Below are 23,288 nucleotides of genomic sequence, written 5' to 3' on the forward strand. Positions count from 1 at the left end.
TATATTGGTTATTACGCCAGTAAAAAGAATCAGGAGATCAAACTTCACAAGGCCTTTTATTAGCAGGAAGGAGAATGCCGGCATGGATCGGTATTTTCACCATGACAGCCACCTGGGTGGGTGGTGGTTATATCATTGGAACCAGTGAAGCTGTCTATGACAGTGCCAGAGGACTGGTATGGGCACAAGCTCCTTGGGGTTATGCACTTAGCCTTATCTTAGGCGGTTTGTTTTTTGCTAAAAAAATCAGAAGTTTTGGTTATACCACATTTATTGATGTTTTTGAACATAAGTATGGCAAAAAAACTGCAGCTATACTCTTTATTCCTGCCTTGATTGGGGAAGTATTTTGGAGTGCTGCCATTCTCGCTGCCTTAGGAATAACCTTCGCTACTATTTTTGAATTGGACCTAGAAACATCCATTCTTGTCTCAGCTAGTATTGCCATTGGTTACACAATGATGGGAGGATTATGGTCTGTTGCATATACAGATGTGGTCCAACTGATTTTTATAATTGTTGGACTTGGCATTTCCATACCTTTTGCCTTGGATAAGATTGGAGGAATTGAGGCTGCCCTTAATATTTATGACCAACAATTCACCAATGGTTTCAATTTATTCCCCAGCCTAAGCGCCTTCAGCGGAACCGATCCTGCTTGGGGGAATAGCATCTGGGTGTGGTTGGATTTTGCCTTGTTGTTAATAATGGGAGGTATTCCTTGGCAAGTTTATTTTCAAAGGGTTTTGTCTTCAAATTCAGACAAGTCCGCCATTAGATTATCTATTTTTGGAGGAATATGTTGTGCCTTAATGGCAATTCCCGCAATATTTATAGGAGTTGCCGGTGTAGGATTTGATTGGAGCCAATCCTCCTTGGGAGTAGCTCCGGAAGCCACGATGGTTTTACCCTACGTATTGCTAGAAATGACTCCCCAATCATTGCCGCCTTAGGGCTGGGAGCCGTTGCGGCGGCAGTAATGTCATCAGTGGATTCTTCTATATTATCTGCTGCCTCTATGTTTACCTGGAATTTCTATAGGCCACTACTCAAACCTTCATGCTCTGACAAGCAAATTAAAAACTCCATACGTTTGGCCATTCTCGGAATTGGACTTATTTCTACTTGGCTTGCCCTCACGCTCCAAAGTGTTTACGAGCTTTGGTACCTATGCGCTGATCTTGTTTATGTGGTTTTATTTCCACAATTGGTAATGGCTTTGTATTTTAAAAAGGCAAATAAACGAGGAGCTATCGCAGGAATCATAGTCGGGATTTTTCTAAGATTTGGTGGTGGAGAACCAATATTTAGCATACCTCCATTTATCCCTTACCCTATGGAAGACCCAATTGACGGAATTCAATTTCCATTTAGAACTTTCTCTATGATTTGCAGTTTAATAAGTATACTTATTGTTTCCTTACTCTTCCCTATTAAAAAAACAAACTAAAATTTTATCTAATAAAAATGAACCGAAACATACAGCTATTTTTAATTTTATTTTTTGCTTTCACATTTACTTTTCATTCCAAAGCTCAGGTTCCTGTCATACTAGATGCAGACTTGGATTCTGATGTAGATGATGTAGGTGCTTTGGCGATGTTGCACACCTTGGAAAACCAGCAAAAGATCAAAATCCTCGGAGTGGTAGTTACTAGTGATGATAAAGATGCTGCCGGATGTGCTGCAGCCATTAACACTTATTACAATAGACCTGACATTCCTATAGGTGTTGAAAAAGGCATTGCATTGAGAAGCTTTTCCAAATACACAAAACAGTTGGCAACAAACTATCCTCACCCCTTAAAAAATGGCAAGCAGCCGGAAGATGCCACTCGGCTTTACAGAAGACTATTGGTCAATTCGCCAGACAACAGTGTGATTATCATTAGCATAGGACATCTTACGAATATTCGAAAATTACTTAATTCCAAAGCAGATCAAATAAGTCCTTTAAGCGGTAAGGAACTGATCCAAAAGAAAGTCAAAATATGGTCTTGTATGGGTGGAAAATTTCCTAATGGAAAAGAGGCCAACTTCTATCGACCAGACCCGGAGTTCACTCAAATTGCAGTGAAAAACTGGCCGGGAAAAGTGATTTTTTCCGGATGGGAAATAGGCAATAATATTATCACGGGAGCTGATTATTTAAAGCATGCATTAGACAGTGATCACCCTGTAAGCCTCGCGTATCAATTATTCAACGGGTACCAAGGAAGACAAAGCTGGGATCAAACTTCTATTCTGGTGGCCTTATCTGATAAGAAATATTGGAACCTGAGTCCAAAAGGAAATGTAATTGTATATGAAGATGGAAGTAACGCTTGGGAAGAAACGCCAGAGGGTTCACACCAGTACTTGATTGAATCTGTACCACCTACAGAAATCGCCAAAATAATTGATGCATTAATGGTGGGGATTTATAGGCCTGGTTTTTGATTGAATAATGGATGGGTTTTTGAACATCCATATTCGGTATTCTTCTTTATTCCGCATTATAAACCCAAACCATAAATTTTTAACATATGAAAGCATCAGATTTATTTGTAAAAGCACTTGAAAAGGAAGGTGTAGAATATATTTTTGGCCTTCCGGGTGAGGAAAATCTAGACATTCTAGAATCGCTTACCCGCTCTAAAATCAAACTGATTTTAACCAGACATGAACAAGGCGCCGGTTTTATGGCGGCCACTTATGGTAGACTCACCGGAAAACCCGGGGTTTGCATGTCTACCCTAGGCCCCGGAGCAACAAACTTATTCACTCCGGGAGCCTATGCTCAATTAGGAGCCATGCCTATGCTAATGATAACAGGCCAAAAACCAATAAAGAAAAGTAAGCAGGCTCGGTTTCAAATAATTGATGTAGTGGATATGATGCGGCCGATCACCAAGTACACCAAACAGATTGTTGATGGCAATGTAATCGCCTCCAATGTACGTGAGGCTTTTCGAAAAGCTACTGAAGAAAGGCCGGGTGCGGTACATTTAGAGCTCCCGGAAGACATTGCGCAAGAGAATGTAGAAGACCATGTATTTGAAGTTGTAGACTATATGTTGCCAAAATCTGATGATGAAGCCATCCGGGCAGCTGCAAAAATGATTGGGAATGCAAAAATGCCACTATTGCTAATCGGAGCTGGAGCCAATAGGAAGGTTACTTGTCAAGCCCTTGCCTCGTTTGTAGATACAACGGGAATCTATTTTTTCACTACGCAAATGGGCAAAGGGGTAATTGATGAAAGACATCCAAAATACCTGGGCACAGCGGCACTCTCCTCTCATGATTTTGTCCATGCTGCCATCGATGAATCGGATTTAATAATCAATGTTGGACATGACGTAATTGAAAAACCACCATTTTTTATGAAACAGGGAGGTAAAAAAGTTATTCATGTGAATTTTTCTCCTGCAGAAGTCGATCCCGTTTATTTCCCGCAACTAAACGTTGTTGGTGACATTACCGATTCTGTCGAAAAACTTGCCAAAGCAATAAAACCTTCAGAGAGCTGGAACTTTGATTTTTATAAAAAAGTAAAGACAGAAGTATCCGAACACTTGGGAAAATATTTTGAAGATGAACGCTTTCCTACCTTACCCCAGCGATTGGTAAATTTGTTAAGAAATAAACTAGGTGAAAAGGATGTAATAACCTTGGACAATGGGGTTTATAAAATTTGGTTTGCCAGAAACTATACTTGTTATCATCCCAACACATTATTGCTTGACAATGCTTTGGCAACCATGGGTGCCGGCTTACCTTCAGCCATGTGTGTCAATTTACTATATCCTGATAAAAAAGTAGTCGCCATCTGTGGGGATGGTGGTTTTATGATGAACTCACAAGAGTTGGAAACTGCCGTACGCTTAGGGTTAAATATGGTAGTAATTATTTTGAATGATGAATCCTATGGAATGATCAAATGGAAGCAGGAAGATATGGGCTTTAAGGATTTTGGTTTAGACTTCAAAAATCCTGACTTTGTTCAATATGCAAATAGCTATGGAGCCCATGGCTACCGACCGGAAAGTGACAAGGATTTGCAGGAAATTCTTGACAAAACACTCAATAGCTCGGGAGTTCATGTTATTGACTTAAAGGTTGATTATTCTTTAAACCACCCGATTTTAAATGTAATGTTGAAAGAAAAAACATCCAAACTATGAATGACCAATTAAAAGTTTATGCACCTTTTGATAGAACACTTATAGGCACCTTGCCAATGGCAGATGTTGATGAGTTGGAGCAAAAAATAGCGACAGCACATGACTTATTTCAGGACAGGGATCAGTGGATTCCTGCCTACAAAAGAATTGCTATTTTAGAAAAAGCGAGAGCTTTGATGGAGGACAAAATAGAAGACTTAACCAAAATAGCTGCCCAAGAAGGGGAAAACCCTATCAGGATTCTATGGTTGAGGTAAAAAGAGCCATAAATGGGCTAAAAATTGCTACAGAGGAAATCTCTCATATGAAAGGCGGACAAATCCCAATGGGAATTACTGAGTCTTCAATAAATAGATTGGCCTTTACCATTCGTGAGCCCATAGGGGTAGTTGCTTCTTTATCCGCCTTTAATCACCCCTTGAACCTAATTGTTCATCAAGTAATCACAGCTTTTGCTGCAGGATGTCCCGTAATCGTAAAACCGGCAAGTAAGACACCTTATTCTTGCATGGCACTTGTAGAAATTCTTAAAGAAGCAGGCGTTCCGGAAGGTTGGGTTCAGTCTATCCATTGTAGCAATGAACTTTCAGAAAAGTTAGTGGGAGATCCACGAATTAATTTTCTATCCTTTATTGGTTCTGCCAAAGTAGGCTGGTCATTGAAATCTAAAATGGCTCCGGGAACCAGATGTGCGCTAGAACATGGAGGTGCTGCCCCTGTAATTGTTGAAAAGGATTCGCCATTTGAAGAAATGTTGCCATTACTGGTTAAAGGTGGCTTTTACCATGCCGGCCAAGTATGTGTCTCTGTTCAAAAAGTCTTTGCCCATAATTCCATAGCAGAGAAACTTGCCAATGACATAGCAGCTGAAGCAAAAAAATTAAAAGTTGGTAACCCACTCTCAGAAGACACGGAGGTAGGTCCCCTCATTGAAACCGAAGAAGTTGATCGAGTCGATGAATGGGTAAAAGAAGCCATTTCCGGAGGTGCTAAACTATTATGCGGAGGCAAGAAAATCAGTGACACTTGTTATGAGCCTACCGTTTTACTTAATCCTTCAAATGAAGCCAAAATCTCCCAACAAGAAGTCTTTGGTCCCGTTGTTTGCGTTTATGCCTATGAGGAAAGAGAAGAAGCCATTGCTTTAGCCAACAGTCTGGAATTTCATTTTCAAGCAGCAGTGTTTACCAAGGATTTGGACATTGCCCTAGATACTGTCCAAAAATTAAATGCTACTGCAGTGATGGTAAATGACCATACAGCTTTTCGAGTAGATTGGATGCCTTTTGGAGGCCGAGATGCCTCAGGAGAAGGAATGGGAGGAATCCCCTACTCAATGCATGAAATGACTCGAGAAAAATTAATGGTTTTTAAGAGCAAGTACTTACCATAATCTTTCCCAGATTATCAATTTTTAAGCTTTCCAATAGTATTGGAAAGCTTTTTTTGCCCTAAGCAGGATTAGTTAATAATCTGGCCTAAACCCGAAATATGCAATAGACCTTCTATTACCTGATGGAATCCCTTCAAAAACAGTCCCATCGTTGTTATTTTCGACTTTTAATACCTACTGTCCCAAAAAGTGTGTCAGGGCCGAGAATTCCGATTACATAATACGGACTAAAAAAGATTTTTTGTTTGAAAGTAAATAATATGATATTTTAGAGCAGGTACCAAAATTAATACTCCATATGAACCCTGAGGTCAATTTTTATTTCAATAAATCCAAAAAATGGCAAAAAGAACTAAATTTATTTAGGAATATAATCCTTGAGTTCCCCCTTTCTGAAGAATTAAAATGGGGCGTGCCATGTTATACTTGGCCTTCGGATTATACATCTAAAAGGAGTAATATCCTTTTAATCCATGAGTTTAAAGAATATTGTGCCCTATTGTTTTTTAAAGGAGTACTTTTAAAGGATCCGGATAAAAAACTTGTGCAGCAAACTGAGAATGTGCAAGCAGCAAGACAATTGCGTTTCACCGGGGAAGATGAGATACGATCAAGTTCCACTTATATCAAGTCACTGATAAACGAAGCCATTTCTGTTGAAGAGGCTGGATTAAAGGTACCGAAAAGAGACACAAAATCTTATGAAATTGTTGAAGAGTTTCAACTAGCACTGGATAAGGACCAAGATTTACTGAAAGGTTTTCAAACCCTTTCTCCCGGAAGGCAAAGAGCTTATATATTGTTTTTCTCGGCTGCAAAACAATCCAAAACAAGGCATTCCAGAATAGAAAAATATAGGGATAAAATACTTAAGGGCTTAGGAATGGATGATTGATTTGTATAGGTATTTTTTAAAGTCCAGATTTAGTCCCACCAATGCCCCTTTAATTATTCAAATTTCTTTAGAGAAGGTATAAAAGTTTAGAGCAAGAAGAAAAGTAATTAAGGATTATATAAAAAAGTTCAAAAGGTGAAAATAATGATGTATTTTTCAACCAGTTAACAATTTAAAGGAAGCTTTTGAGGGTTACCTATTGATTAAAGTAAAAAAATGAAGCCAAGACAATTCCTTATCATTGAGGTGACAGAACGAATTGGGAGCAGAATAAAATTGATCTAAAGCCATAAACATATTAACTAAAAAAATGGACAAGAAAATAGCTATCTTAAGGGGGATTAACGTGGGTGGTAAAAGGAAAATATTGATGGTTGACCTAAAATCCTTATTTGAAGATTTAGGGTATAGGGAGATTTCAACTTATATACAAAGTGGTAATGTTATCTTTAAATCAGCAGAAAAAGCAGATGAATTGAAAGTTGCAAATAGCATTGAAAAGGCCATCGAGGAAAAATTTGGATTTGAGGTACCGGTAATAGTAAGAACAGCCGAAAATTTACAAAAAACATTATCAAATAATCCTTTTTCTAAAGGCGATCAAGAAGATATTTCCCCTCTACATATAACCTTCTTAGCTCAGGAGCCGGCAGAAGAAAATCTCATTAAAATAAAAGTCTTAGATTTTTCACCAGACAAATTTAAAATTGAGGGAAAGGATGTCTTTATATATTGTGAAGGGAAATACCATCAATCCAAATTGACCAATAACTTTTTTGAAAGTAAACTGAAAGTTAAAGCTACCACCAGAAATCTTAAAACCGTAAGGAAACTCTGCGAATTAAGTCAATAAATCAAAGAGTACCATTCATTTTCTTCTACTTAGCCAAATTTCAGCCTCCTAATTTTGAGGTGAACCTACCAAAAACAAAAAAAAGTAAATACACCCCTTCAAGATCAACCTTTTTCATTAAGAGATCATGACCTCCATTGAATCGTAAACTTCCAAAATATAAACCTTTACCTGACCATGAAAAAATTATTCTTCATTCTATTATTTGCATTCTCAATTTCAACCATTTATGCTCAGGAAATCATTTACGAACAGTTAACAAACCTGCCATATTATGGAGAGAAAGTTAGGAAAACAGATGGTTATTTATCAGATCGCTGTGTGTTGGACATCTATTATCCAAAAAACACCAAAGATTTTGCTACTATAGTCTGGTTTCATGGAGGAGGTATCACCGGAGGTGAAAAAGAGATTCCGGTAGCTTTAAAAGATCAAGGCTTTGCAATAATTGGCGTTAACTATCGATTATCTCCAAATGTAAAAGCCCCTGCCTACATCGAAGATGCTGCAGCTGCCATTGCATGGACATTCAATAACATTGCTGAGTATGGAGGAGATCCCACAAAAATATTCATTTCCGGACACAGTGCAGGGGGTTACTTGGCCAGTATGGTTGGTTTAGACAAGTCATACCTACAAACTCATGGAATTGATGCCAACAATATTGCCGGATTGATCCCTTTTAGCGGGCATGCTATTACTCATTTTACTGTCCGTAAAGAGCAGGGCATTCCGGGCGAGCAACCAACAATTGATAAATATGCTCCCTTATATCATGTCCGGGAAGATGCTCCCCCACTTTTACTCATTACAGGCGATCGAGAACTTGAACTTTTAGGGCGATATGAAGAAAATGCTTATCTAATGCGCATGATGAAAGTGGCGGGGCATAAGGAAACTGTACTCTACGAAATGGATGGATATGGACACGGAATGACACATCCTGCCTTTCCATTGCTTATCAAAGAAGTGAAAAGAATATTAGTAAATTAAGCCTAAAAGGTTTTTACAAATCAAATCACTACAAATTATTGAATAATAGCAAAGCTTATGGACCAATCACAAATTAAGGATATACCCGAATTGTATTCAAACATTCAATCCAAAGCCAAGGAGATTGGATTTACTATGCCTTCGGACCTTTACATAGGGAGCTTATTGAAAACCCTTATCTCATCCCGTAAAAATGCCAATATCTTAGAAATTGGCACTGGGGCCGGATTGTCTTTGGCGTGGATGTTGGAAGGTTTATCTGTGGATTCATCCCTGACCAGCATAGATAATGATCCAACTTTGACTAAAATTGCAACTGACTTTTTTGCAGAAGATCCTAGGCTTTCTTTACTATGTGAAGATGGGGGAAAATGGATAGAAAATTATGAGGGACCACCATTTGATTTAATCTTTGCAGATGCCTGGCCTGGTAAATACAGCCATATCGATGAAACATTAGCCATGGTTAAACTTGGGGGATTTTATATCATTGATGACATGAACCCTCAAAAAAACTGGCCTTTTGGGCATGCTGAAAAAGCAGAAAAGCTCGTTCAGATCCTAGAGGAAAGAAAAGATTTCAACCTTACAAAAATGAATTGGTCAACAGGTGTAATTCTTATGACCAAAATAAAATAAAAGCCTTGCCTCACCTTTACTTAATAATATTCCAATTCAGGCTATCAATATTATTTCGGTATAATGGAGGCATTATAATTTGAAAATCGTAAATAGCATAAAAATTCACCCTTCATTCAATTAACCACATTCATACAATGGCCTTACCAAATATTTTCGATAAAAATGTCACCGATCAATTAATCACCAGGATCGATAAATTAAAAGCTGACAGCCAACCGGGATGGGGTAAAATGACTGCACCACAAATGCTTGCCCATTGCAACGTCACCTATGAAATGGTATACACAGACAAACATCCAAAGCCAAATTTCTTCATGAAATTTATTTTAAAGCTGTTTGTGAAAAATATTGTGGTAGGTGAAAAACCTTACAAACGCAACTCCCAAACAGCACCTGCTTTCCTAATCACTGATACCAGAGATTTTGAGAAAGAACGAAAGAGACTTATTGATTATCTGAATCAAACTCAGGCTTTGGGTGAAAAAACTTTGATAATAAAGAATCCAATTCTTTTGGTAAGCTAAGCATAAAAGAGTGGAACAACATGTTTTACAAACACCTTGACCATCATTTGACACAATTCGGAGTATAGTGTTTGTGTCAGAAAACACATGGTTCTATCCTAAATTTTTTAATATCATTTTATTACCCTTGTTTCAAGACCAAAGAAAATAGCACATAATAAATTGGGAGATGTATAGTCACCAATGGACTAAATTGCAAAAATCCTTAAAAACCCACAATGCTTCTACCTAGGAATCAATCCATAAATAATACCCTGACTACGAAAAAACCAACGCTAAGTGAAACTAAATTCATCGATATAGTTTTAAATCCCACAAGAATAGGTTATTATCGTAGTTGAATTATAGATTGACCCTAAATTAACCAATATGCACCTTTTTAATTATAAGCGAAGGAACCTAGGTTCAGGTATCCACCTTTTAGGTGCAATTCTATTAATGGCAAGTGCTATGGTACTCCTAAGTTCAGTATTTATTGAAGCAGCCGATGACCTACACAAGACCTTGTGGGTGGGCATTAGTGCTTTTTCTGCTGGACTTATCATTATCAATACTTACGAAGGCACGCTTATTGATTTGGAAAATAAAAACATCAAGGAATATTTCTCTTTTTGTGGGTTTAAATCCGGGAAATGGAATAAACTACCTGCTGTAAGAACCATTAAGCTGGTTCCCATTGAAGAAAAAACATCCAATACCCCTAATGGCATAAGTCCTACGATAAGTTCTATTAAATTCAGTTATCAAATAATAATTTCCTTTTTTCCGAACAATCTAATTTACACCTATTCCTACAACAGTAAATCCGAAGCCAAAAAAATATAAATTACTTTTAGATAACCTTTTAATAGATGAAATTAACGGATCCCTTTCTAAATAAAGCTTTAGGATAATGGCTTTTTTACTGGTTAAATAATAAAATATACAGTAAACATGATAGGTAACGGTGTTGCTCTTGGTTATTAAATTCTCACTCTCCCATTTATTTTGTCCTTTCCTATAGAATCACATTTAATGGGGGCAAATGAAGTTAATATTCTTTGTTTAAGAATGGGTTTTCAACCATGGTCTTTTGAAATATTTCTTCTAGCTCATCTTCTGTTAGGTCTCTATCAAAAACAGCCAATCCCCCAATTTGTCCATTGAAAAAATTCCCCATGCCTCTGGAAAGCACCACAGCACCAACGGTAAAGTCAGAACCGTTGTCCCCCATTCCATCTTTAAATAAATAAGGGTTCTTAGAATGGACCAATCCATCTGGTAATCCTTCAAAACCTTTGGTATTTTTGATAGGCTCAGGAGCCCTTTTCTGAAAATCTCCATCCAAATAGGCCTTTATGTATTTCCCATCATAACTAAAAGCAATAAAATGCCATTTACCCTTGGTAAGTTTTTGCTTACTAGCTGCATAATCACAACTGTAGGGAAAGGGAGGAGTAGGCCCTCCTGAATATGAAATATGACCACAAACTTGGGAGGCACCATTGTAATGCGGAAGGTCTACAAATAGCCCATACTGCCGTTTGCCACCGTCAGTATATTCGTTCCACATACCACCAACGAAGCCGGTTTTCCCTTCCCATTTGACCCATGCCATTACTGTTACGCCTTGGTTTTTACCATGTATATTTAAATCAGCAGTTTTCTCATGAGGCAAAGAAAAATATACTTCATTTTCCATAAGCGCAGAATAGCCTGACAGGGGTCCTTCCGGCAACCGTTGAATCTCTCCGTTCATTTCCTTCAAGGGAAATTCTCCCTTTCCAAAGGCCTTCCTTACCATTCCCCCTTCCTCTTTAAAATCCCAAAGGGCAACAAGACCGTCCATTTCTTGAACAATAGCAAGATGATTGTCTTCCTTACAGCTCATTAAAAAAAGTATACCTATAGATAAATATAACACCGGTAAAAAACGCATCGCAATTAATTTTTTAATTTGATCAAATATAGCAAAGGGATGCTACACCACAAGGAGTACATTTTAATTATTGGTCATTACTTCCTCTTTTTCTCAAAACAACTTCTACAATAGTAATATTTGGAATAAAAAATTTCGATAATGTTTTATCTTTAAGAATTCAAATCCTACACAATATTATTTATATTGATCACTTGTATTGCTCTATTTATAACAAAATAACTTCTAATGGCAATTTTATAGTTATTGGCTTATCATAATTTTAAAAAGAATCTAAAGCCATTATGGTGTGATAATCCCCAAAAGTAATTTTGAATCCCAATAAACCCACCTCATGCGTTTAACCTATCTTTTCATTTTTGTAATTTTCTTTGCATTCGCTTGCAGTAAAGAAAAAAACAACAAGAATATTCAGGCTGTTGATACATCCAATGTACTCCAAATCTTGATGGACAACTCAGGCGAACAGTTGAAGATCTATAAAAAAACAAATCCTGATGAACCATTTTTGGTTCAAGAAGTAAAAGCACAATTCAGACCCTATATTCACCCCATAGTAGCTCCGGATGGAAAAGGAATTCTTACAGAAAAGAGTCCTGACCACCACCAACACCAAACAGGGATATATTGGGGATTCACAAGAGTAAACCAACGTGATTTTTTCCATAACCCGGGAGCGGATCATTGGAAAAAGTGGCTGTGAACATTTTGGAAAATGAAGGTGAAAATGTTTCTTGGCAAACAGTATATGAAATGCTGGATAGTATAGGGAAGCCATTGATGACAGAAACTCAAACCTGGAGTCTAACGGTGCAGGGGGAAGAATATTTACTGGATTTGGAGTGGCGTGGGTATGCCGTCCAAGACATAAACCTTGGGAAATACGATTATGGAGGACTTTTTATAAGAATGCCTTGGAAGGAAGGAATAGAGGCAGCCGTCACCAATACTGCCCGGCAAGTCAACGAAAAAGCAGAAGGAGAACATTCCATGTGGGTAAACGTGGGAATGCAGGTTGAAGGCAGAACAGACATGGCCAATATTGCAGTATTTGATCATCCTGATAACAAAGGCTATCCACAAAAATGGAGAGTAGACCAACAGTTTGGTCTTGGGCCTGCATATACACGTGACGGAGAGTGGAAAATCGATAGTGGGGCTACTCAAATAATTAAACATCGATTGTTGTTCTATACCAAAGCATTCAATGATGTGGAAATAACGGAGGCTTGGGCCACATATACCGGAAGAGAAGGGATGTACAATACTGCTTCTTTATGGCAAATGGCAAGAGACGAGGGCCGAAAAGCCAAGTTTTTAACTCCTGACAAGGCAGTTGAGGAAATGACTGTTAAACCTGGTTATAAAGTTAATGTTTTTGCTTCGGAGCCCATGATTACCCAGCCGATGGCTTTTTGCTGGGATGATAAAGGACGTCTATGGATTGCTGAAAACAAAGATTATGAATCGCGGCAACATGGCTTTTCAAACAATGGTAACAGCCGTATCCTGATACTAGAAGACACTGATGGTGATGGAACGGCAGATCGAAAAAAGTATTTATGGAAGGCTTGGCATTTCCTGCAGGATTGGCAGTGGGATTTGATGGAGTTTTTGTAGGCGCACCACCAAACCTTCTTTTCATTCCTGACAAAAACCAAGATGACAAAGCAGATGTAGAGAATATTGAAGTTTTACTTACCGGATGGGGAATAAGGGACCGCCATGAAACATTGAATAGTCTTCAATGGGGGCCGGATGGATGGCTTTATGGGCTTCAAGGCTTTGCTACACCTTCAAAAATCAGGAAACCTACAAAAGAAGAAAAAGCAAAGCTTTATTACCATAAAGATCCATTTCCGAAAGACCTACTTGAGGCTGATGGGGTGGACATTAATGGAGGTGTTTGGCGCTATCACCCCACCAAGCACAATTTTGAGGTAGTAGCTCATGGCTTTAGTAACCCTTGGGGAATTGATTACGATGCCAAGGGCCAACTCATCATGTCGGCCTGTGTAATTCCCCACCTTTGGCATGTGATACCGGGTGGAATTTATCATCGGCAAGGAGGACAACATTTTAACCCTTATGTTTATGAAGACATTAAAACAATTACCGACCATAGCCACCGGTCTGCCCATGGCGGAGCAAGGATTTATCAATCAGACGCTTTTCCTAGAGAGGAACAAGGGAAAATATTTATGGCAAATATTCACGAACATGCTGTTTTATCCGACAGTTTAGTAATCAATGGATCAGGTTTTATTGGTAAGCATTCAGATAATTTCCTCATGGCAAACAATGCTCAATGGGTAGGTTTTAGTATGGAGATAGGCCCTGAGGGAGGACTTTATGTATTGGACTGGCATGATGCGGATATCTGTGGACAAGAAGTCCTTAATAGTGAAACAGGCCGGGTTTTCAGAATTATGCCTCAAAACAATCAGGCCAAAAATTGGGATGGAAGGTATACTGACCTCAACCTTCTTTCAGACCTAGAGCTCGTGGGCTTACAAAGAAGTGAAAGTGACTGGCATGCAAGAAGAGCCAGGGGAATTCTCCAAAAACGGGCCTATGATGGTTCAATTGAAACAGATGCCGTCACAGCATTGAAAGCACTTTTCATAAGTTCAAACCCAACTGATTTACGGTTAAGAGCCCTATGGACTATGCATCAAACCAATACTTTGGAGGGAATAACCTTGCTCTCCTCTTTGGATGACAAGGATCCTTATATTCGATCCTGGGCCGTTCAATTGATGTGTGAAAGCAAAAACCCTCAGCAAAGAGCCAAAGATATTTTGATACAGATGGCAAAATCAGATCCCTCCCCTATTGTTCGGCTGTATTTAGCTTCAGCCTTGCAAAGAGTTCCTGAGGACTGGAAATGGGAACTAGCTACTCATTTAATTTCTCGAAAAGAAGACCAAAACGATCACAATATTCCCAAACTCATATGGTTTGGAATTTTAGATTTAATAAAGAAGGATGAAAAAAGGTTCTTGGAATTGGCCCAACGATCTGAAATACCGATGCTTACAAAAAACCTGGCAAGAAGGGCTGTAGATGGGGATGCATTAACCCAACTTGTCGATGCGATTACTTCCTCTTCCAAAAATCAACTATTGCTATTGGAAGGCATGATCAATGGAATGGAAGGAAGGACGGATTTAGTTGCTCCGGAAAATTGGAAAAGCTTGGAAAACCAATTGAAAAAAACGGCGCTACAAAGGGCCTTGCTGAGGATATTGCGGCCTTATTTGGAGATGCTGAGGCCACCCAAAAAGCCTTGGCAAGTTTAACAAATAAAACCAATAACAAAGCAACAAAAATTAAGTCCATACAATTACTTGCTGCACGTCAAAAAAGGAATTGATACCACTACTTTTCGGTCTTATAGCAGACGAAGATTTACAAGAAGAGGCGATTAAGGCGGTAGCAGCTTTTGATAATGAAAAATTAGGTAAGGCTTTGTTAGCCATGTACCCTCATACCAGTTCTGAAAATAAAATCAAGATTCTCCAAACCTTGGCTTCACGCCCAAGATATGGTAATCTTCTACTAGATGAAATTAAAGCCGGGAACATCATGAAAAAGGAAATACCAGTCACCCTTGCCCGGCAACTTCATCGGGTGATTGGAAGTGGATTTGTGGAAGTTTGGGGGCCTATTGAACATGTACCCAATGACGAGGATGCCTATGAAAAATACCGCTCAATGGTAACAAACGATGCCTTAAAAAATGCAAATCTTAAAGCAGGAAAATCACTTTTCATGAATACTTGTGGTACATGTCACGAAATGTTTGGAGAGGGCGCAGATATTGGGCCAGATCTTACAGGATCCAATAGAGCAAATACAGATTACGTTTTATTGAATGTATTGGAGCCTAGTGCTGAGATTCAGGATGCCTATAAGTTGGTTGTCATCACCACTATGGGAGGACGAACCTACACCGGAAATATCGTTGGGGAAAACTCCCGACAAATCACTTTAAAAATTGCCGGACAGTCCCCTGTAAAGATCAGTAAATCAGCAATTCAGAGTAAGGAGATCACCAATGTATCATTGATGCCTCCGAGACTTTTGAACCACTTACAAAGGAGGAGGTAATCAACTTAATGGCTTATTTAAAAAGCCAAAAAAAAATTGATTAGTAAAATCCATGGTTGATTTTTATCCTCAAACCTGCAGAATTGCTCAGCATATGTATCCATTTTGAGGATTGTGCTCCCCAATTTGGTTGGTCCCCTATAAAATACCCTAAGTCATAAGCAAATTGGTAATAAATGACCAAGTAAGGGTTGATTTCAAAATTCACCCCTATTTGAGGAGCGAGAATGGCCTTGGTATAAAGGTTAGTCGAACTTTCAGTGGAAATCACTACCTCCTGATCAGATTTTAAATGAATAAACTGAAATCCCATTTCTCCCCCTGAAAATAAAGAAATATGGTCATTGATAAAATAATCATAGCGAAACAAAGCTTTTGGTGACAAAAATTGCTGGTATGGATTTCCTGGAATTTCCTCGCTTTTGACTCTATAAACCTTAAAAAATTCAAAATTAAACCCATAACTAAATGAATGTGCAAGTCTATAATCATTTATATGGTGATTGAATCCAAAAGAATATCCTAAGGAAGGGTTGGCGACACCATTATTCTTACCCAATAAAACCTTTTTTGTCAGTCCTCCACTTAATTCTACCTGTTGGGCTTTAAGGTTGTTAATGCTTGAACCAATCAATAATACCAAAAAGAAAACCCTGTAAATGTCCATTTTGAAATTCAATTTCCTATTAGTCATAACAACATATTTTTCCTTGAAGCGAGTTTACCCCATTAGAAAAACAATAGTTATTCCACAATTGCTAGAAGCAATTTTTAAGTTTTTGATCCTAAAACCTTTCAACATTGGAATAAGATAAAGGTTTTATCTAGGGAGTGAAAGCTGCATATCTATTAAGCAAAACGCAATTTCCCTCGATATTATTCTAGGGTTTTTAGCGAAAACCAAAAAGCCCAATACGTTTTCTTTAATTAATCCGTGTAAATATCTCAAATGATTCGCTAACCTTAATTGGTATACTATTGTATTGATATTAATCATCAATAGAAATAGCTATCTTTGTGCCAAAGATTTTTAATCCTTTGGCAGCAGACATAGACGGAAAATACATATGGCAACATGAGTTGGTTACCCTTCATTTAATGAAGGAGAAAGCCATTTGGTTAGAGCAAGAGAATGCCCTTTTATTGGCCGACACCCATTTTGGCAAAGCTGCTCATTTTAGAAAAGCCGGAATTCCTGTTCCCGAAAGTATTCATTTAGATGATTTCCATAGAATTAGTAACCTTTTGGATAAAACTGGTGCCTCCACAGTCATCTTTCTAGGTGATCTATTTCATAGTGAAAGCAATGAAAGTTGGTTTACTTTACTTGAATTTATTGAATTATTCCCTCAACTAAATTTTCATTTGGTAATGGGAAATCATGATATCTTGCCGAAAACCCTGTACCAGGGTAGCACTTTAAAAATACATAAGGGCAATTTATTACTTGGAAATTTAATATTAAGTCATGAGCCACAAAAAGGGCTGCAAAAAGGGTCATTGAATATTTGTGGGCATATTCATCCGGGAATTGTGATAAGAAAAAGTAGCATACAAAAATTCAGATTACCTGCGTTTTATTACAAAAACAACACCCTGATTATGCCGGCATTTGGTCAATTTACCGGCCTATATAGTATGGATTTAAAAACAGCAGAATGTGTAATGGTGGCCACCCCTGAAAAGGTAATTCCAATCAAATTAAATAATAAGGTTGGTTAAGTAAATATACCTGATTAATTTTGACAAACACATAATTATGTGATGGCCAAATTTAAGAGAAAAAGACGAGGCTGGGAAGTTATAAATTTGCCAGCGTATTATTCAGTATCACCCTATCTTTGCTGATGATGGGTATATTTGGGGTCATTGCCATTCAGGCAAAAAAACTCACCTCTATCATTCGTGAAAACATTGAGGTGCAGGTATTTCTTAACAAAGACCTACCGGAGACCTCTATTGATAAACTCATTGAGGAAATGAGGAAAAAGCCTTATGTCTTACAGAAAGAGGAGGCTCCTGTTTTGCACTTCACCAGTAAAGATGAAGCTGCAGAAGTTTTTCTCCAAGAGGTAGGAGAAGATTTCAACCAGTTTTTGGATGACAATCCCCTAAGAGATTCTTTCACCTTTTCTATAAATGAAGAGTTTCAAACATCCGAGAAAATTCAGCAGATTGTCAAAGAAATAGAAGCTACCCCCGGAGTATTTGAAGTGACTTATATGCAAGATGTTGTTGCTTCAATCAACGAAAATCTGTTAAAAGTAGGGATAGTAATGGGGGCTTTAATCTTAATTTTACTGGTAACCGTTGTTATTTTAATTAGTAACACGATAAAGCTTGCTTTATTTTCACAACGCTTTTTAATCCGAAGCATGCAACTGGTAGGTGCTACCAAGGGTTTTATCAGAAGGCCTTTTTTATGGCGTGCCTTTTTATATGGAGCTTTAGGAGGTGTACTTTCCTCTGCCATAATATTTAGCCTTTTGGAATACGGTAAAAACTTTATCGAAGGTTTACAACTACTTTATGATATAGAATTGCTTGCCATGTTATTTGGTAGCTTAATCTTATTAGGGGCACTGATGTCTTGGATCAGCACCTACCGTTCTATCAACAAATACCTAAACATGTCACTGGACGAATTGTACTAAACATTATGAAAAATAATCCATTGCCTTTTTCGAAAAAAATTATCAACTCATGCTTATAGGGATAGCCATTATCACTATTGGATTTGCCATTATAGGATTGGACAAAACCACTCATGGGTTTGGATTTATGGGGTTAACACTGGGCCCTATTTTTGTATTGTCAGGTTTTCTTTTTGAATTTTACGCTATTTTTTATAAAACCAAATAAATTAAAATGACCATTTTTGAAGCAATTATTTTGGGGATTGTTCAGGGCTTAACTGAATTTTTACCTGTATCCTCCAGTGGACATTTGGAAATAGCCGGTGCTCTTCTTGGAAGCAATTCCTTACCCGAGGAAAGTTTATTATTTACAGTAGTCGTCCATTTTGCAACGGCATTAAGCACAATTGTCGTATTTAGAAAGGATGTTGCAGAATTATTAACAGGACTTTTTCAATTTAAAAACAACGAAGAAACAATGTTTTCTTTGAAAGTTATTCTCTCTATGGTTCCTGCTGTAGTAGTCGGATTACTTTTTGAAGAGCAGTTAGAACAATTATTTGGAGGGAAAGTAGTATTTGTTGGTTTTATGTTATTGATCACCGCTCTCCTATTATACTTGGCCGACAAAGCAAAAAATACAGGCAAACCGGTTTCATTCATAAATGCTATCATTATAGGAATTGCTCAGGCTATTGCCATGCTTCCAGGTATTTCTCGTTCAGGGGCTACCATATCGACCTCAGTTTTATTGGGGATAGATAAAAATAGAGCAGCTAGATTTTCTTTTCTGATGGTGGTTCCTCTTATTCTAGGGAAAATAGGTAAAGATATTTTGTCAGGGGATTTGACTTACCAAAGTGATCAGTTTGGAAGTATGGTCATTGCTTTTTTGGCAGCTTTTATTGCAGGGCTAGCTGCTTGTACTTGGATGATCCAGTTGGTGAGAAAAAGTAAATTGAGGTACTTTTCAATTTATTGTGTTATTGTAGGAATACTGGCCATTTTAGCCGGAACGTATTATTGATGGACAAACAACAAAAACCATATGGAGAAGTATTTCTTGTCAATAAGCCCTACCAATGGACTTCCTTTGATGTAGTTAAGAAGATTAGAAATACCCTCAAAATAAAAAAAGTAGGTCATGCAGGCACACTTGACCCCTTAGCCACCGGACTACTAATAGTTTGTGCAGGAAAGGAAACCAAAAATATTGAAAAATATCAAGCACAAAAGAAAGAATATTCAGGCACATTTGTTTTGGGTAAAACGACTGAGTCATTTGATTTAGAACAGGAAGTCAAAACAGTTGCTGATCCCTTCCATTTAACCAGAGAAGATATAGGAAAGGCTGTAGCAAGTCTTACCGGTGATATCATGCAAATCCCTCCCAATCATTCTGCCATTAAAAAAGACGGGAAACGGGTTTATGAATCAGCAAGAAAAGGAATAACTGTAGTATTAGACCCCAGACCAGTTACTGTAGAAATCTTTGAAATAACAGGTATAGAACTTCCGGAAATCCATTTCAGAATTGTATGCTCCAAAGGTACCTATATTAGAAGCTTGGCAAGAGATTTGGGAGACAAATTGGAGGTAGGTGCCTATATGTCAGCCCTCAGGCGAGATGCCATAGGGGAATTTAAACTTAAGAATGCTTGGCAACTAGAGCAATTGATAGAAAAAATCAAAAAAGAGCAAAATGAAAATTTATAAATCTCTTGCTGATTTTCCTGACATTCAACGGCCTGTAGTTACCATCGGTTCTTTCGATGGCGTTCACTTGGGTCATCAAAAAATTCTAAAAAGAATCAACAATATTGCAAAGTCCATTCATGGAGAATCCGTTTTGGTATCCTTTTGGCCACACCCTAGAATGGTGCTTTTTCCTGAATCCCATGGAATTCAATTGCTTTACAGTTTTGAGGAAAAGGCTGCACTTTTAGAGGAATTTGGTGTAGATCATCTTATTAGTATTCCTTTTACCAAAGAATTTTCGATGATGGAATCAAAGGATTTTATTGAAAACATTTTGGTCAAAAAAATAAAAACCAAAAAACTGGTCATTGGTTATGACCATAGGTTTGGTAGAGGAAGAGAGGGTAGTTTTGCCCACCTTCATGCAGAGCAAAACAAGTATAATTTTGATCTGGAAGAGATTCCTAGAGAGGATATTGATAATATTGGGATTAGTAGCACCAAAATAAGGAAAGCATTAAAATCAGGAGACATAGTCAAGGCAAATGAATTTTTAGGAAGGCCATACAACCTTCAAGGAAAAGTAATAGAAGGAGATAAAATTGGCAGAACCATAGGATTTCCCACTGCAAATATACAACTTAATGAGCCCAATAAATTGATCCCCATGGATGGTGCCTATCTTGTCAAGGTAAATATTGACAAGAAACAATATGAAGGAATGCTAAATATTGGCATGCGCCCTACGGTTTCCGGAGAACGAAAGAACATAGAAGTAAATATATTGAATTTTAATCGAGATATTTACGGCCAAACAATAAACCTAGAATTGTTAGAATTTTTAAGACCCGAAAAAAAATTTGAAAGCCTAGCAGCCCTAACCGAGCAATTAAAAATAGACCAGAATAAAATGGTTGATTTTTTTCGACGAAAAATAAAAGTACTAATGATAAATAAAGCTGTTAAAAACGGTGTTGAAGCTGTTTCTGATATAGAAAATGGTGCTGTTTTATTAGTAGGAGGCTTTGGTCTTTGTGGTATTCCCGAAGCCTGTATCAATGCGCTTCTCCAAACCGATTTAAAGGGGCTGACTTGTATCTCCAACAATGCCGGTGTTGATGATTTTGGCGTAGGTCTTCTAATCAAACAACGCATGCTGAGAAAATTAATCTCCAGTTATGTAGGAGAAAACCTTGAATTTGAAAAACAATTCACATCTGGATCCTTAGAGTTAGAGTTGATTCCTCAAGGGACTCTCGCCGAACGAATTAGAGCCGGTGGAGCAGGAATACCCGCATTCTATACCCCTGCCGGGATTGGCACTCATGTGGCCGATGGAAAAGAGGTCAGAGAGTTTGATGGTCGTTTGTTCTTATTGGAGCGATGGATTAAAGCAGATTATTCATTGATTAAAGCCTGGAAGGGAGATACTGCAGGTAACCTAATCTATAAGGGAACAGCTCGAAATTTCAACCCAATTATGGCCACCGCAGGTAAAATTACCATTGCAGAAGTAGAAGAATTGGTTCCTGCCGGTGAGTTGGATCCCAATCAAATTCATACACCTGGAATCTACGTTCAGCGTATATTTCAAGGTGATCATTATGAAAAAAGAATTGAAAATAAAACCGTTAGTAAATAATCTTTACCTCTCATGCTAAGCAAAAAACAAATCGCTCAGAGGATCGCCAGTGAGATCAAAGACGGTCAATACATTTATCTTGGAATAGGAATCCCATCTTTGGTAGCCAATTATCTTCCCGAACAGTTACAAGTGGTTTTCCAATCTGAAAATGGTTTATTAGGGATAGGCCCATACCCTGAAAATGATAAAATGGACCCCGACCTAATCAATGCAAGCAAAGAAACCATATCCATGGTAAAAGGCTCATCACTGTTTGATTCAGCAGAAGCATTTGCCATGATAAGAGGTGGCCATATAGATCTTTCCATTTTAGGGGCATTGGAAGTTTCTGAAAATGGTGACATCAGCCATTGGAAAATTTCATCAGGGCTGATCAAAGGTGTGGGAGGAGCCTTAGATTTGGTGGCTTCCGGAGCTAAACTCTATATAGCCATGCACCATTGTCACAAGGATGGAAGGTCAAAATTACTGAAACAATGTAAACTGCCAATCACCGGAATTAAATGTGTCCAAAAGATATTTACAGACTTAGGGGTGTTTACAATATTGCCTGAGGGGGCTTTAAGCTTTGTGAAAGAGCTCCTGGGGTAAGCATTGAAGAAATAAAAGCCAAAACTGAAGGAAGGCTCGTTGTAAAGGGAGAAATTAAGGAAATGGAATTGTTTGACAATGAATAGTGAAGCCCCTTTCCGATTTCTTTCTTAATTTTGCACGCATAAATAGAATAATAAAAAATGAAAAAATCTGAAATTAAGTTTACCGTTACTCTTGATGATAAAAATTTACCTAAGAGTATAGAATGGGACGCTACAGACAAGGAAAGTGAAGGGCAAGAATCAACAAGGAGTATTAGCTTGAATGTTTGGGATACACTTAATCAAAGTACGTTAAGAATCGACCTTTGGACTGAAGATATGTCCGTCGCTGAAATGAAAAGATTCTACATAGATATTTTGGGAGGTATGGGTCAAAATATCCTCAATAGTACAGGAGATGAATATTACTCGGAAGAAATTAAAGCACTTTGTGACCGTTTGGTAAAGCATGTAAATGAAGAGAACGCCAAACAAAAATAATTTACAAACCAAACCATTGCAAGAACTAGGATAGGCCCTTGGGTTTATCCTAGTTCTTTTTTCAAACCTTATTGCTCCCAATACTTTTTCCTGATTATGTAAAAGGGAAATCAATTGCATAATCCTAGTTAAAAATTGACTGAATACTGAGGAATTATTTTTTTCATTGCATTTCTCTCCAAGAATTACTTCGAATATATTGAGCCAAAATTCCATAAAGTAAAAATCGCTGGCAGGTACCCAACACAATAGTAATTGAAACACCCTATTATTTTACAAATATTATCGTAAATTAATAGAAACATTTGATTGGACAACATCACATTTCTATTACTTAAAGCGGAAATGACTTATTTAAGGAATACTGAAGTTGAACATTAAAAGCACATAGTTTCTTTCATTTAACAACTAAACCCATAATGCCATGAATACAAACCAACCACAAAAGGGTTTTCGTTATTACTTCTTATTAATTGGGCTTTTGTTTTTTTCAATTAGTTTAACATTTGCTCAAGAAAATACTACGATAAGCGGTACAGTCAAAGACCAAGATACAGGTGAAACCTTAATAGGTGTGAATATACTTGTCAAAGGCAAGGTTTCCGGCACTATAACTGATGTAAATGGAAAATTTTCTATTACAGTAAACTCAGCTCCTCCACTTACTTTAATTTTTTCTATGGTGGGCTTTGGGAGTCAGGAGGTAAATATCACATCAAGCAACCCTCCCCTTTAG

At 37.7% G+C, this 23,288-nt stretch carries 22 protein-coding genes and 4 pseudogenes; 24 read left to right on the forward strand and 2 right to left on the reverse strand.

What is annotated here, in order from left to right:
• The first annotated feature begins 74 nt into the window (after positions 1-74).
• The 11 genes and pseudogenes from WG932_RS08740 to WG932_RS08790 all read left to right on the forward strand — a co-directional run bounded on the left by WG932_RS08740 (position 75) and on the right by WG932_RS08790 (position 10,291).
• A complete protein-coding gene (locus WG932_RS08740; protein ID WP_483087671.1) occupies positions 75-953 on the forward strand; it encodes a sodium:solute symporter family transporter in 879 nt (292 codons plus the stop codon).
• A gap of 26 nt (positions 954-979) precedes the next feature.
• The gene (locus WG932_RS08745) at positions 980-1,450 is read left to right on the forward strand and encodes a sodium:solute symporter family transporter (RefSeq protein ID WP_483087672.1); all 471 of its coding nucleotides are present in this window, start codon (positions 980-982) and stop codon (positions 1,448-1,450) included.
• 17 nt (positions 1,451-1,467) lie between these two features.
• The gene (locus WG932_RS08750; protein WP_483087673.1) at positions 1,468-2,439 is read left to right on the forward strand and encodes a nucleoside hydrolase; all 972 of its coding nucleotides are present in this window, start codon (positions 1,468-1,470) and stop codon (positions 2,437-2,439) included.
• 86 nt (positions 2,440-2,525) lie between these two features.
• Positions 2,526-4,166 carry an acetolactate synthase large subunit gene (locus WG932_RS08755; RefSeq protein WP_483087674.1) on the forward strand — a complete coding sequence of 547 codons (1,641 nt, stop codon included), beginning with the start codon at positions 2,526-2,528 and terminating at the stop codon, positions 4,164-4,166.
• 56 nt (positions 4,167-4,222) lie between these two features.
• Positions 4,223-5,559: pseudogene (locus WG932_RS08760) on the forward strand (aldehyde dehydrogenase family protein).
• A 298-nt stretch (positions 5,560-5,857) separates the two neighbouring features.
• A complete protein-coding gene (locus WG932_RS08765; RefSeq protein ID WP_483087675.1) occupies positions 5,858-6,454 on the forward strand; it encodes a YdeI/OmpD-associated family protein in 597 nt (198 codons plus the stop codon).
• Positions 6,455-6,764: 310 nt separating this feature from the next.
• Positions 6,765-7,307, forward strand: a complete 543-nt coding sequence (locus WG932_RS08770; protein ID WP_483087676.1) for a DUF1697 domain-containing protein — start codon at positions 6,765-6,767, stop codon at positions 7,305-7,307.
• Between the two features lie 177 nt (positions 7,308-7,484).
• The gene (locus tag WG932_RS08775) at positions 7,485-8,300 is read left to right on the forward strand and encodes an alpha/beta hydrolase (RefSeq protein WP_483087677.1); all 816 of its coding nucleotides are present in this window, start codon (positions 7,485-7,487) and stop codon (positions 8,298-8,300) included.
• Between the two features lie 57 nt (positions 8,301-8,357).
• Positions 8,358-8,939 (forward strand): O-methyltransferase, encoded by a 582-nt coding sequence (locus WG932_RS08780; RefSeq protein WP_483087678.1) that lies wholly within the window; start codon positions 8,358-8,360, stop codon positions 8,937-8,939.
• Positions 8,940-9,076: 137 nt separating this feature from the next.
• A complete protein-coding gene (locus WG932_RS08785; RefSeq protein ID WP_483087679.1) occupies positions 9,077-9,466 on the forward strand; it encodes a DUF1569 domain-containing protein in 390 nt (129 codons plus the stop codon).
• A 369-nt stretch (positions 9,467-9,835) separates the two neighbouring features.
• Positions 9,836-10,291 (forward strand): hypothetical protein, encoded by a 456-nt coding sequence (locus WG932_RS08790; RefSeq protein ID WP_483087680.1) that lies wholly within the window; start codon positions 9,836-9,838, stop codon positions 10,289-10,291.
• A gap of 205 nt (positions 10,292-10,496) precedes the next feature.
• On the opposite strand, the gene WG932_RS08795 is transcribed toward WG932_RS08790, so the two are convergent.
• Positions 10,497-11,336 carry a LamG domain-containing protein gene (locus tag WG932_RS08795; RefSeq protein ID WP_242067742.1) on the reverse strand — a complete coding sequence of 280 codons (840 nt, stop codon included), beginning with the start codon at positions 11,334-11,336 and terminating at the stop codon, positions 10,497-10,499.
• A 382-nt stretch (positions 11,337-11,718) separates the two neighbouring features.
• Here WG932_RS08795 and WG932_RS08800 point away from each other — a divergent pair, with 382 nt between their 5' ends.
• From WG932_RS08800 to WG932_RS08810, 3 genes and pseudogenes are all read left to right on the forward strand, one after another.
• Positions 11,719-12,087, forward strand: coding sequence for a DUF6807 family protein (locus WG932_RS08800; RefSeq protein WP_483087681.1), 369 nt, complete (start codon positions 11,719-11,721; stop codon positions 12,085-12,087).
• Positions 12,084-14,686: pseudogene (locus tag WG932_RS08805) on the forward strand (PVC-type heme-binding CxxCH protein). The gene WG932_RS08800 and the pseudogene WG932_RS08805 overlap by 4 nt, the downstream one beginning before the upstream one ends.
• Positions 14,687-14,756: 70 nt before the next feature.
• Complete coding sequence (locus tag WG932_RS08810) at positions 14,757-15,497, forward strand: c-type cytochrome (protein WP_483087682.1); 741 nt, start codon at positions 14,757-14,759, stop codon at positions 15,495-15,497.
• Between the two features lie 40 nt (positions 15,498-15,537).
• On the opposite strand, the gene WG932_RS08815 is transcribed toward WG932_RS08810, so the two are convergent.
• Positions 15,538-16,191, reverse strand: a complete 654-nt coding sequence (locus tag WG932_RS08815) for a hypothetical protein (protein ID WP_483087683.1) — start codon at positions 16,189-16,191, stop codon at positions 15,538-15,540.
• Between the two features lie 323 nt (positions 16,192-16,514).
• Here WG932_RS08815 and pdeM point away from each other — a divergent pair, with 323 nt between their 5' ends.
• The 10 genes and pseudogenes from pdeM (at position 16,515) to WG932_RS08865 (ending at position 23,288) form a co-directional block, all read left to right on the forward strand.
• Positions 16,515-17,219: a ligase-associated DNA damage response endonuclease PdeM gene (gene pdeM, locus WG932_RS08820; RefSeq protein WP_483087684.1), complete on the forward strand. Its 705-nt coding sequence runs from the start codon at positions 16,515-16,517 to the stop codon at positions 17,217-17,219.
• A gap of 125 nt (positions 17,220-17,344) precedes the next feature.
• Positions 17,345-18,151: a cell division protein FtsX gene (locus WG932_RS08825; protein WP_483087685.1), complete on the forward strand. Its 807-nt coding sequence runs from the start codon at positions 17,345-17,347 to the stop codon at positions 18,149-18,151.
• A 49-nt stretch (positions 18,152-18,200) separates the two neighbouring features.
• Positions 18,201-18,359, forward strand: a complete 159-nt coding sequence (locus WG932_RS08830) for a hypothetical protein (RefSeq protein ID WP_483087686.1) — start codon at positions 18,201-18,203, stop codon at positions 18,357-18,359.
• A gap of 6 nt (positions 18,360-18,365) precedes the next feature.
• Positions 18,366-19,160, forward strand: coding sequence for an undecaprenyl-diphosphate phosphatase (locus WG932_RS08835; protein ID WP_014022834.1), 795 nt, complete (start codon positions 18,366-18,368; stop codon positions 19,158-19,160).
• Positions 19,160-19,849 carry a tRNA pseudouridine(55) synthase TruB gene (gene truB / locus WG932_RS08840; protein WP_483087687.1) on the forward strand — a complete coding sequence of 230 codons (690 nt, stop codon included), beginning with the start codon at positions 19,160-19,162 and terminating at the stop codon, positions 19,847-19,849. Before WG932_RS08835 ends, truB begins: the two co-directional genes overlap by 1 nt.
• Positions 19,836-20,696 (forward strand): annotated as a pseudogene (locus tag WG932_RS08845) (bifunctional riboflavin kinase/FAD synthetase); the annotation flags it as partial. The gene truB and the pseudogene WG932_RS08845, both read left to right, overlap by 14 nt.
• 81 nt (positions 20,697-20,777) lie before the next feature.
• Positions 20,778-21,473 carry a CoA transferase subunit A gene (locus tag WG932_RS08850; protein ID WP_014022837.1) on the forward strand — a complete coding sequence of 232 codons (696 nt, stop codon included), beginning with the start codon at positions 20,778-20,780 and terminating at the stop codon, positions 21,471-21,473.
• A 12-nt stretch (positions 21,474-21,485) separates the two neighbouring features.
• Positions 21,486-22,153, forward strand: a pseudogene (locus WG932_RS08855) (3-oxoacid CoA-transferase subunit B).
• A gap of 57 nt (positions 22,154-22,210) precedes the next feature.
• Positions 22,211-22,552 carry a gliding motility protein GldC gene (gldC, locus tag WG932_RS08860; RefSeq protein WP_014022839.1) on the forward strand — a complete coding sequence of 114 codons (342 nt, stop codon included), beginning with the start codon at positions 22,211-22,213 and terminating at the stop codon, positions 22,550-22,552.
• A 424-nt stretch (positions 22,553-22,976) separates the two neighbouring features.
• Positions 22,977-23,288 carry a carboxypeptidase-like regulatory domain-containing protein gene (locus WG932_RS08865; RefSeq protein WP_483087688.1) on the forward strand — a complete coding sequence of 104 codons (312 nt, stop codon included), beginning with the start codon at positions 22,977-22,979 and terminating at the stop codon, positions 23,286-23,288.

The sequence above is a fragment of the Cyclobacterium sp. SOCE241 genome, from assembly GCF_056867545.1.

Bases quoted from the DNA above. Each gene is read 5' to 3' on its own strand.
- WG932_RS08865 (WP_483087688.1), top strand. From the start codon at position 22,977: ATGAATACAAACCAACCACAAAAGGGTTTTCGTTATTACTTCTTATTA.
- WG932_RS08755 (WP_483087674.1), top strand. From the start codon at position 2,526: ATGAAAGCATCAGATTTATTTGTAAAAGCACTTGAAAAGGAAGGTGTA.
- WG932_RS08835 (WP_014022834.1), top strand. From the start codon at position 18,366: ATGACCATTTTTGAAGCAATTATTTTGGGGATTGTTCAGGGCTTAACT.
- WG932_RS08785 (WP_483087679.1), top strand. From the start codon at position 9,077: ATGGCCTTACCAAATATTTTCGATAAAAATGTCACCGATCAATTAATC.
- WG932_RS08775 (WP_483087677.1), top strand. From the start codon at position 7,485: ATGAAAAAATTATTCTTCATTCTATTATTTGCATTCTCAATTTCAACC.
- WG932_RS08825 (WP_483087685.1), top strand. From the start codon at position 17,345: ATGATGGGTATATTTGGGGTCATTGCCATTCAGGCAAAAAAACTCACC.
- WG932_RS08780 (WP_483087678.1), top strand. From the start codon at position 8,358: ATGGACCAATCACAAATTAAGGATATACCCGAATTGTATTCAAACATT.
- WG932_RS08765 (WP_483087675.1), top strand. From the start codon at position 5,858: ATGAACCCTGAGGTCAATTTTTATTTCAATAAATCCAAAAAATGGCAA.
- WG932_RS08790 (WP_483087680.1), top strand. From the start codon at position 9,836: ATGCACCTTTTTAATTATAAGCGAAGGAACCTAGGTTCAGGTATCCAC.
- WG932_RS08815 (WP_483087683.1), bottom strand. From the start codon at position 16,191: ATGACTAATAGGAAATTGAATTTCAAAATGGACATTTACAGGGTTTTC.
- WG932_RS08800 (WP_483087681.1), top strand. From the start codon at position 11,719: ATGCGTTTAACCTATCTTTTCATTTTTGTAATTTTCTTTGCATTCGCT.
- gldC (WP_014022839.1), top strand. From the start codon at position 22,211: ATGAAAAAATCTGAAATTAAGTTTACCGTTACTCTTGATGATAAAAAT.
- WG932_RS08740 (WP_483087671.1), top strand. From the start codon at position 75: ATGCCGGCATGGATCGGTATTTTCACCATGACAGCCACCTGGGTGGGT.
- WG932_RS08745 (WP_483087672.1), top strand. From the start codon at position 980: ATGTCATCAGTGGATTCTTCTATATTATCTGCTGCCTCTATGTTTACC.
- truB (WP_483087687.1), top strand. From the start codon at position 19,160: ATGGACAAACAACAAAAACCATATGGAGAAGTATTTCTTGTCAATAAG.
- WG932_RS08795 (WP_242067742.1), bottom strand. From the start codon at position 11,336: ATGAGCTGTAAGGAAGACAATCATCTTGCTATTGTTCAAGAAATGGAC.
- WG932_RS08770 (WP_483087676.1), top strand. From the start codon at position 6,765: ATGGACAAGAAAATAGCTATCTTAAGGGGGATTAACGTGGGTGGTAAA.
- WG932_RS08850 (WP_014022837.1), top strand. From the start codon at position 20,778: ATGATAAATAAAGCTGTTAAAAACGGTGTTGAAGCTGTTTCTGATATA.
- WG932_RS08750 (WP_483087673.1), top strand. From the start codon at position 1,468: ATGAACCGAAACATACAGCTATTTTTAATTTTATTTTTTGCTTTCACA.
- WG932_RS08830 (WP_483087686.1), top strand. From the start codon at position 18,201: ATGCTTATAGGGATAGCCATTATCACTATTGGATTTGCCATTATAGGA.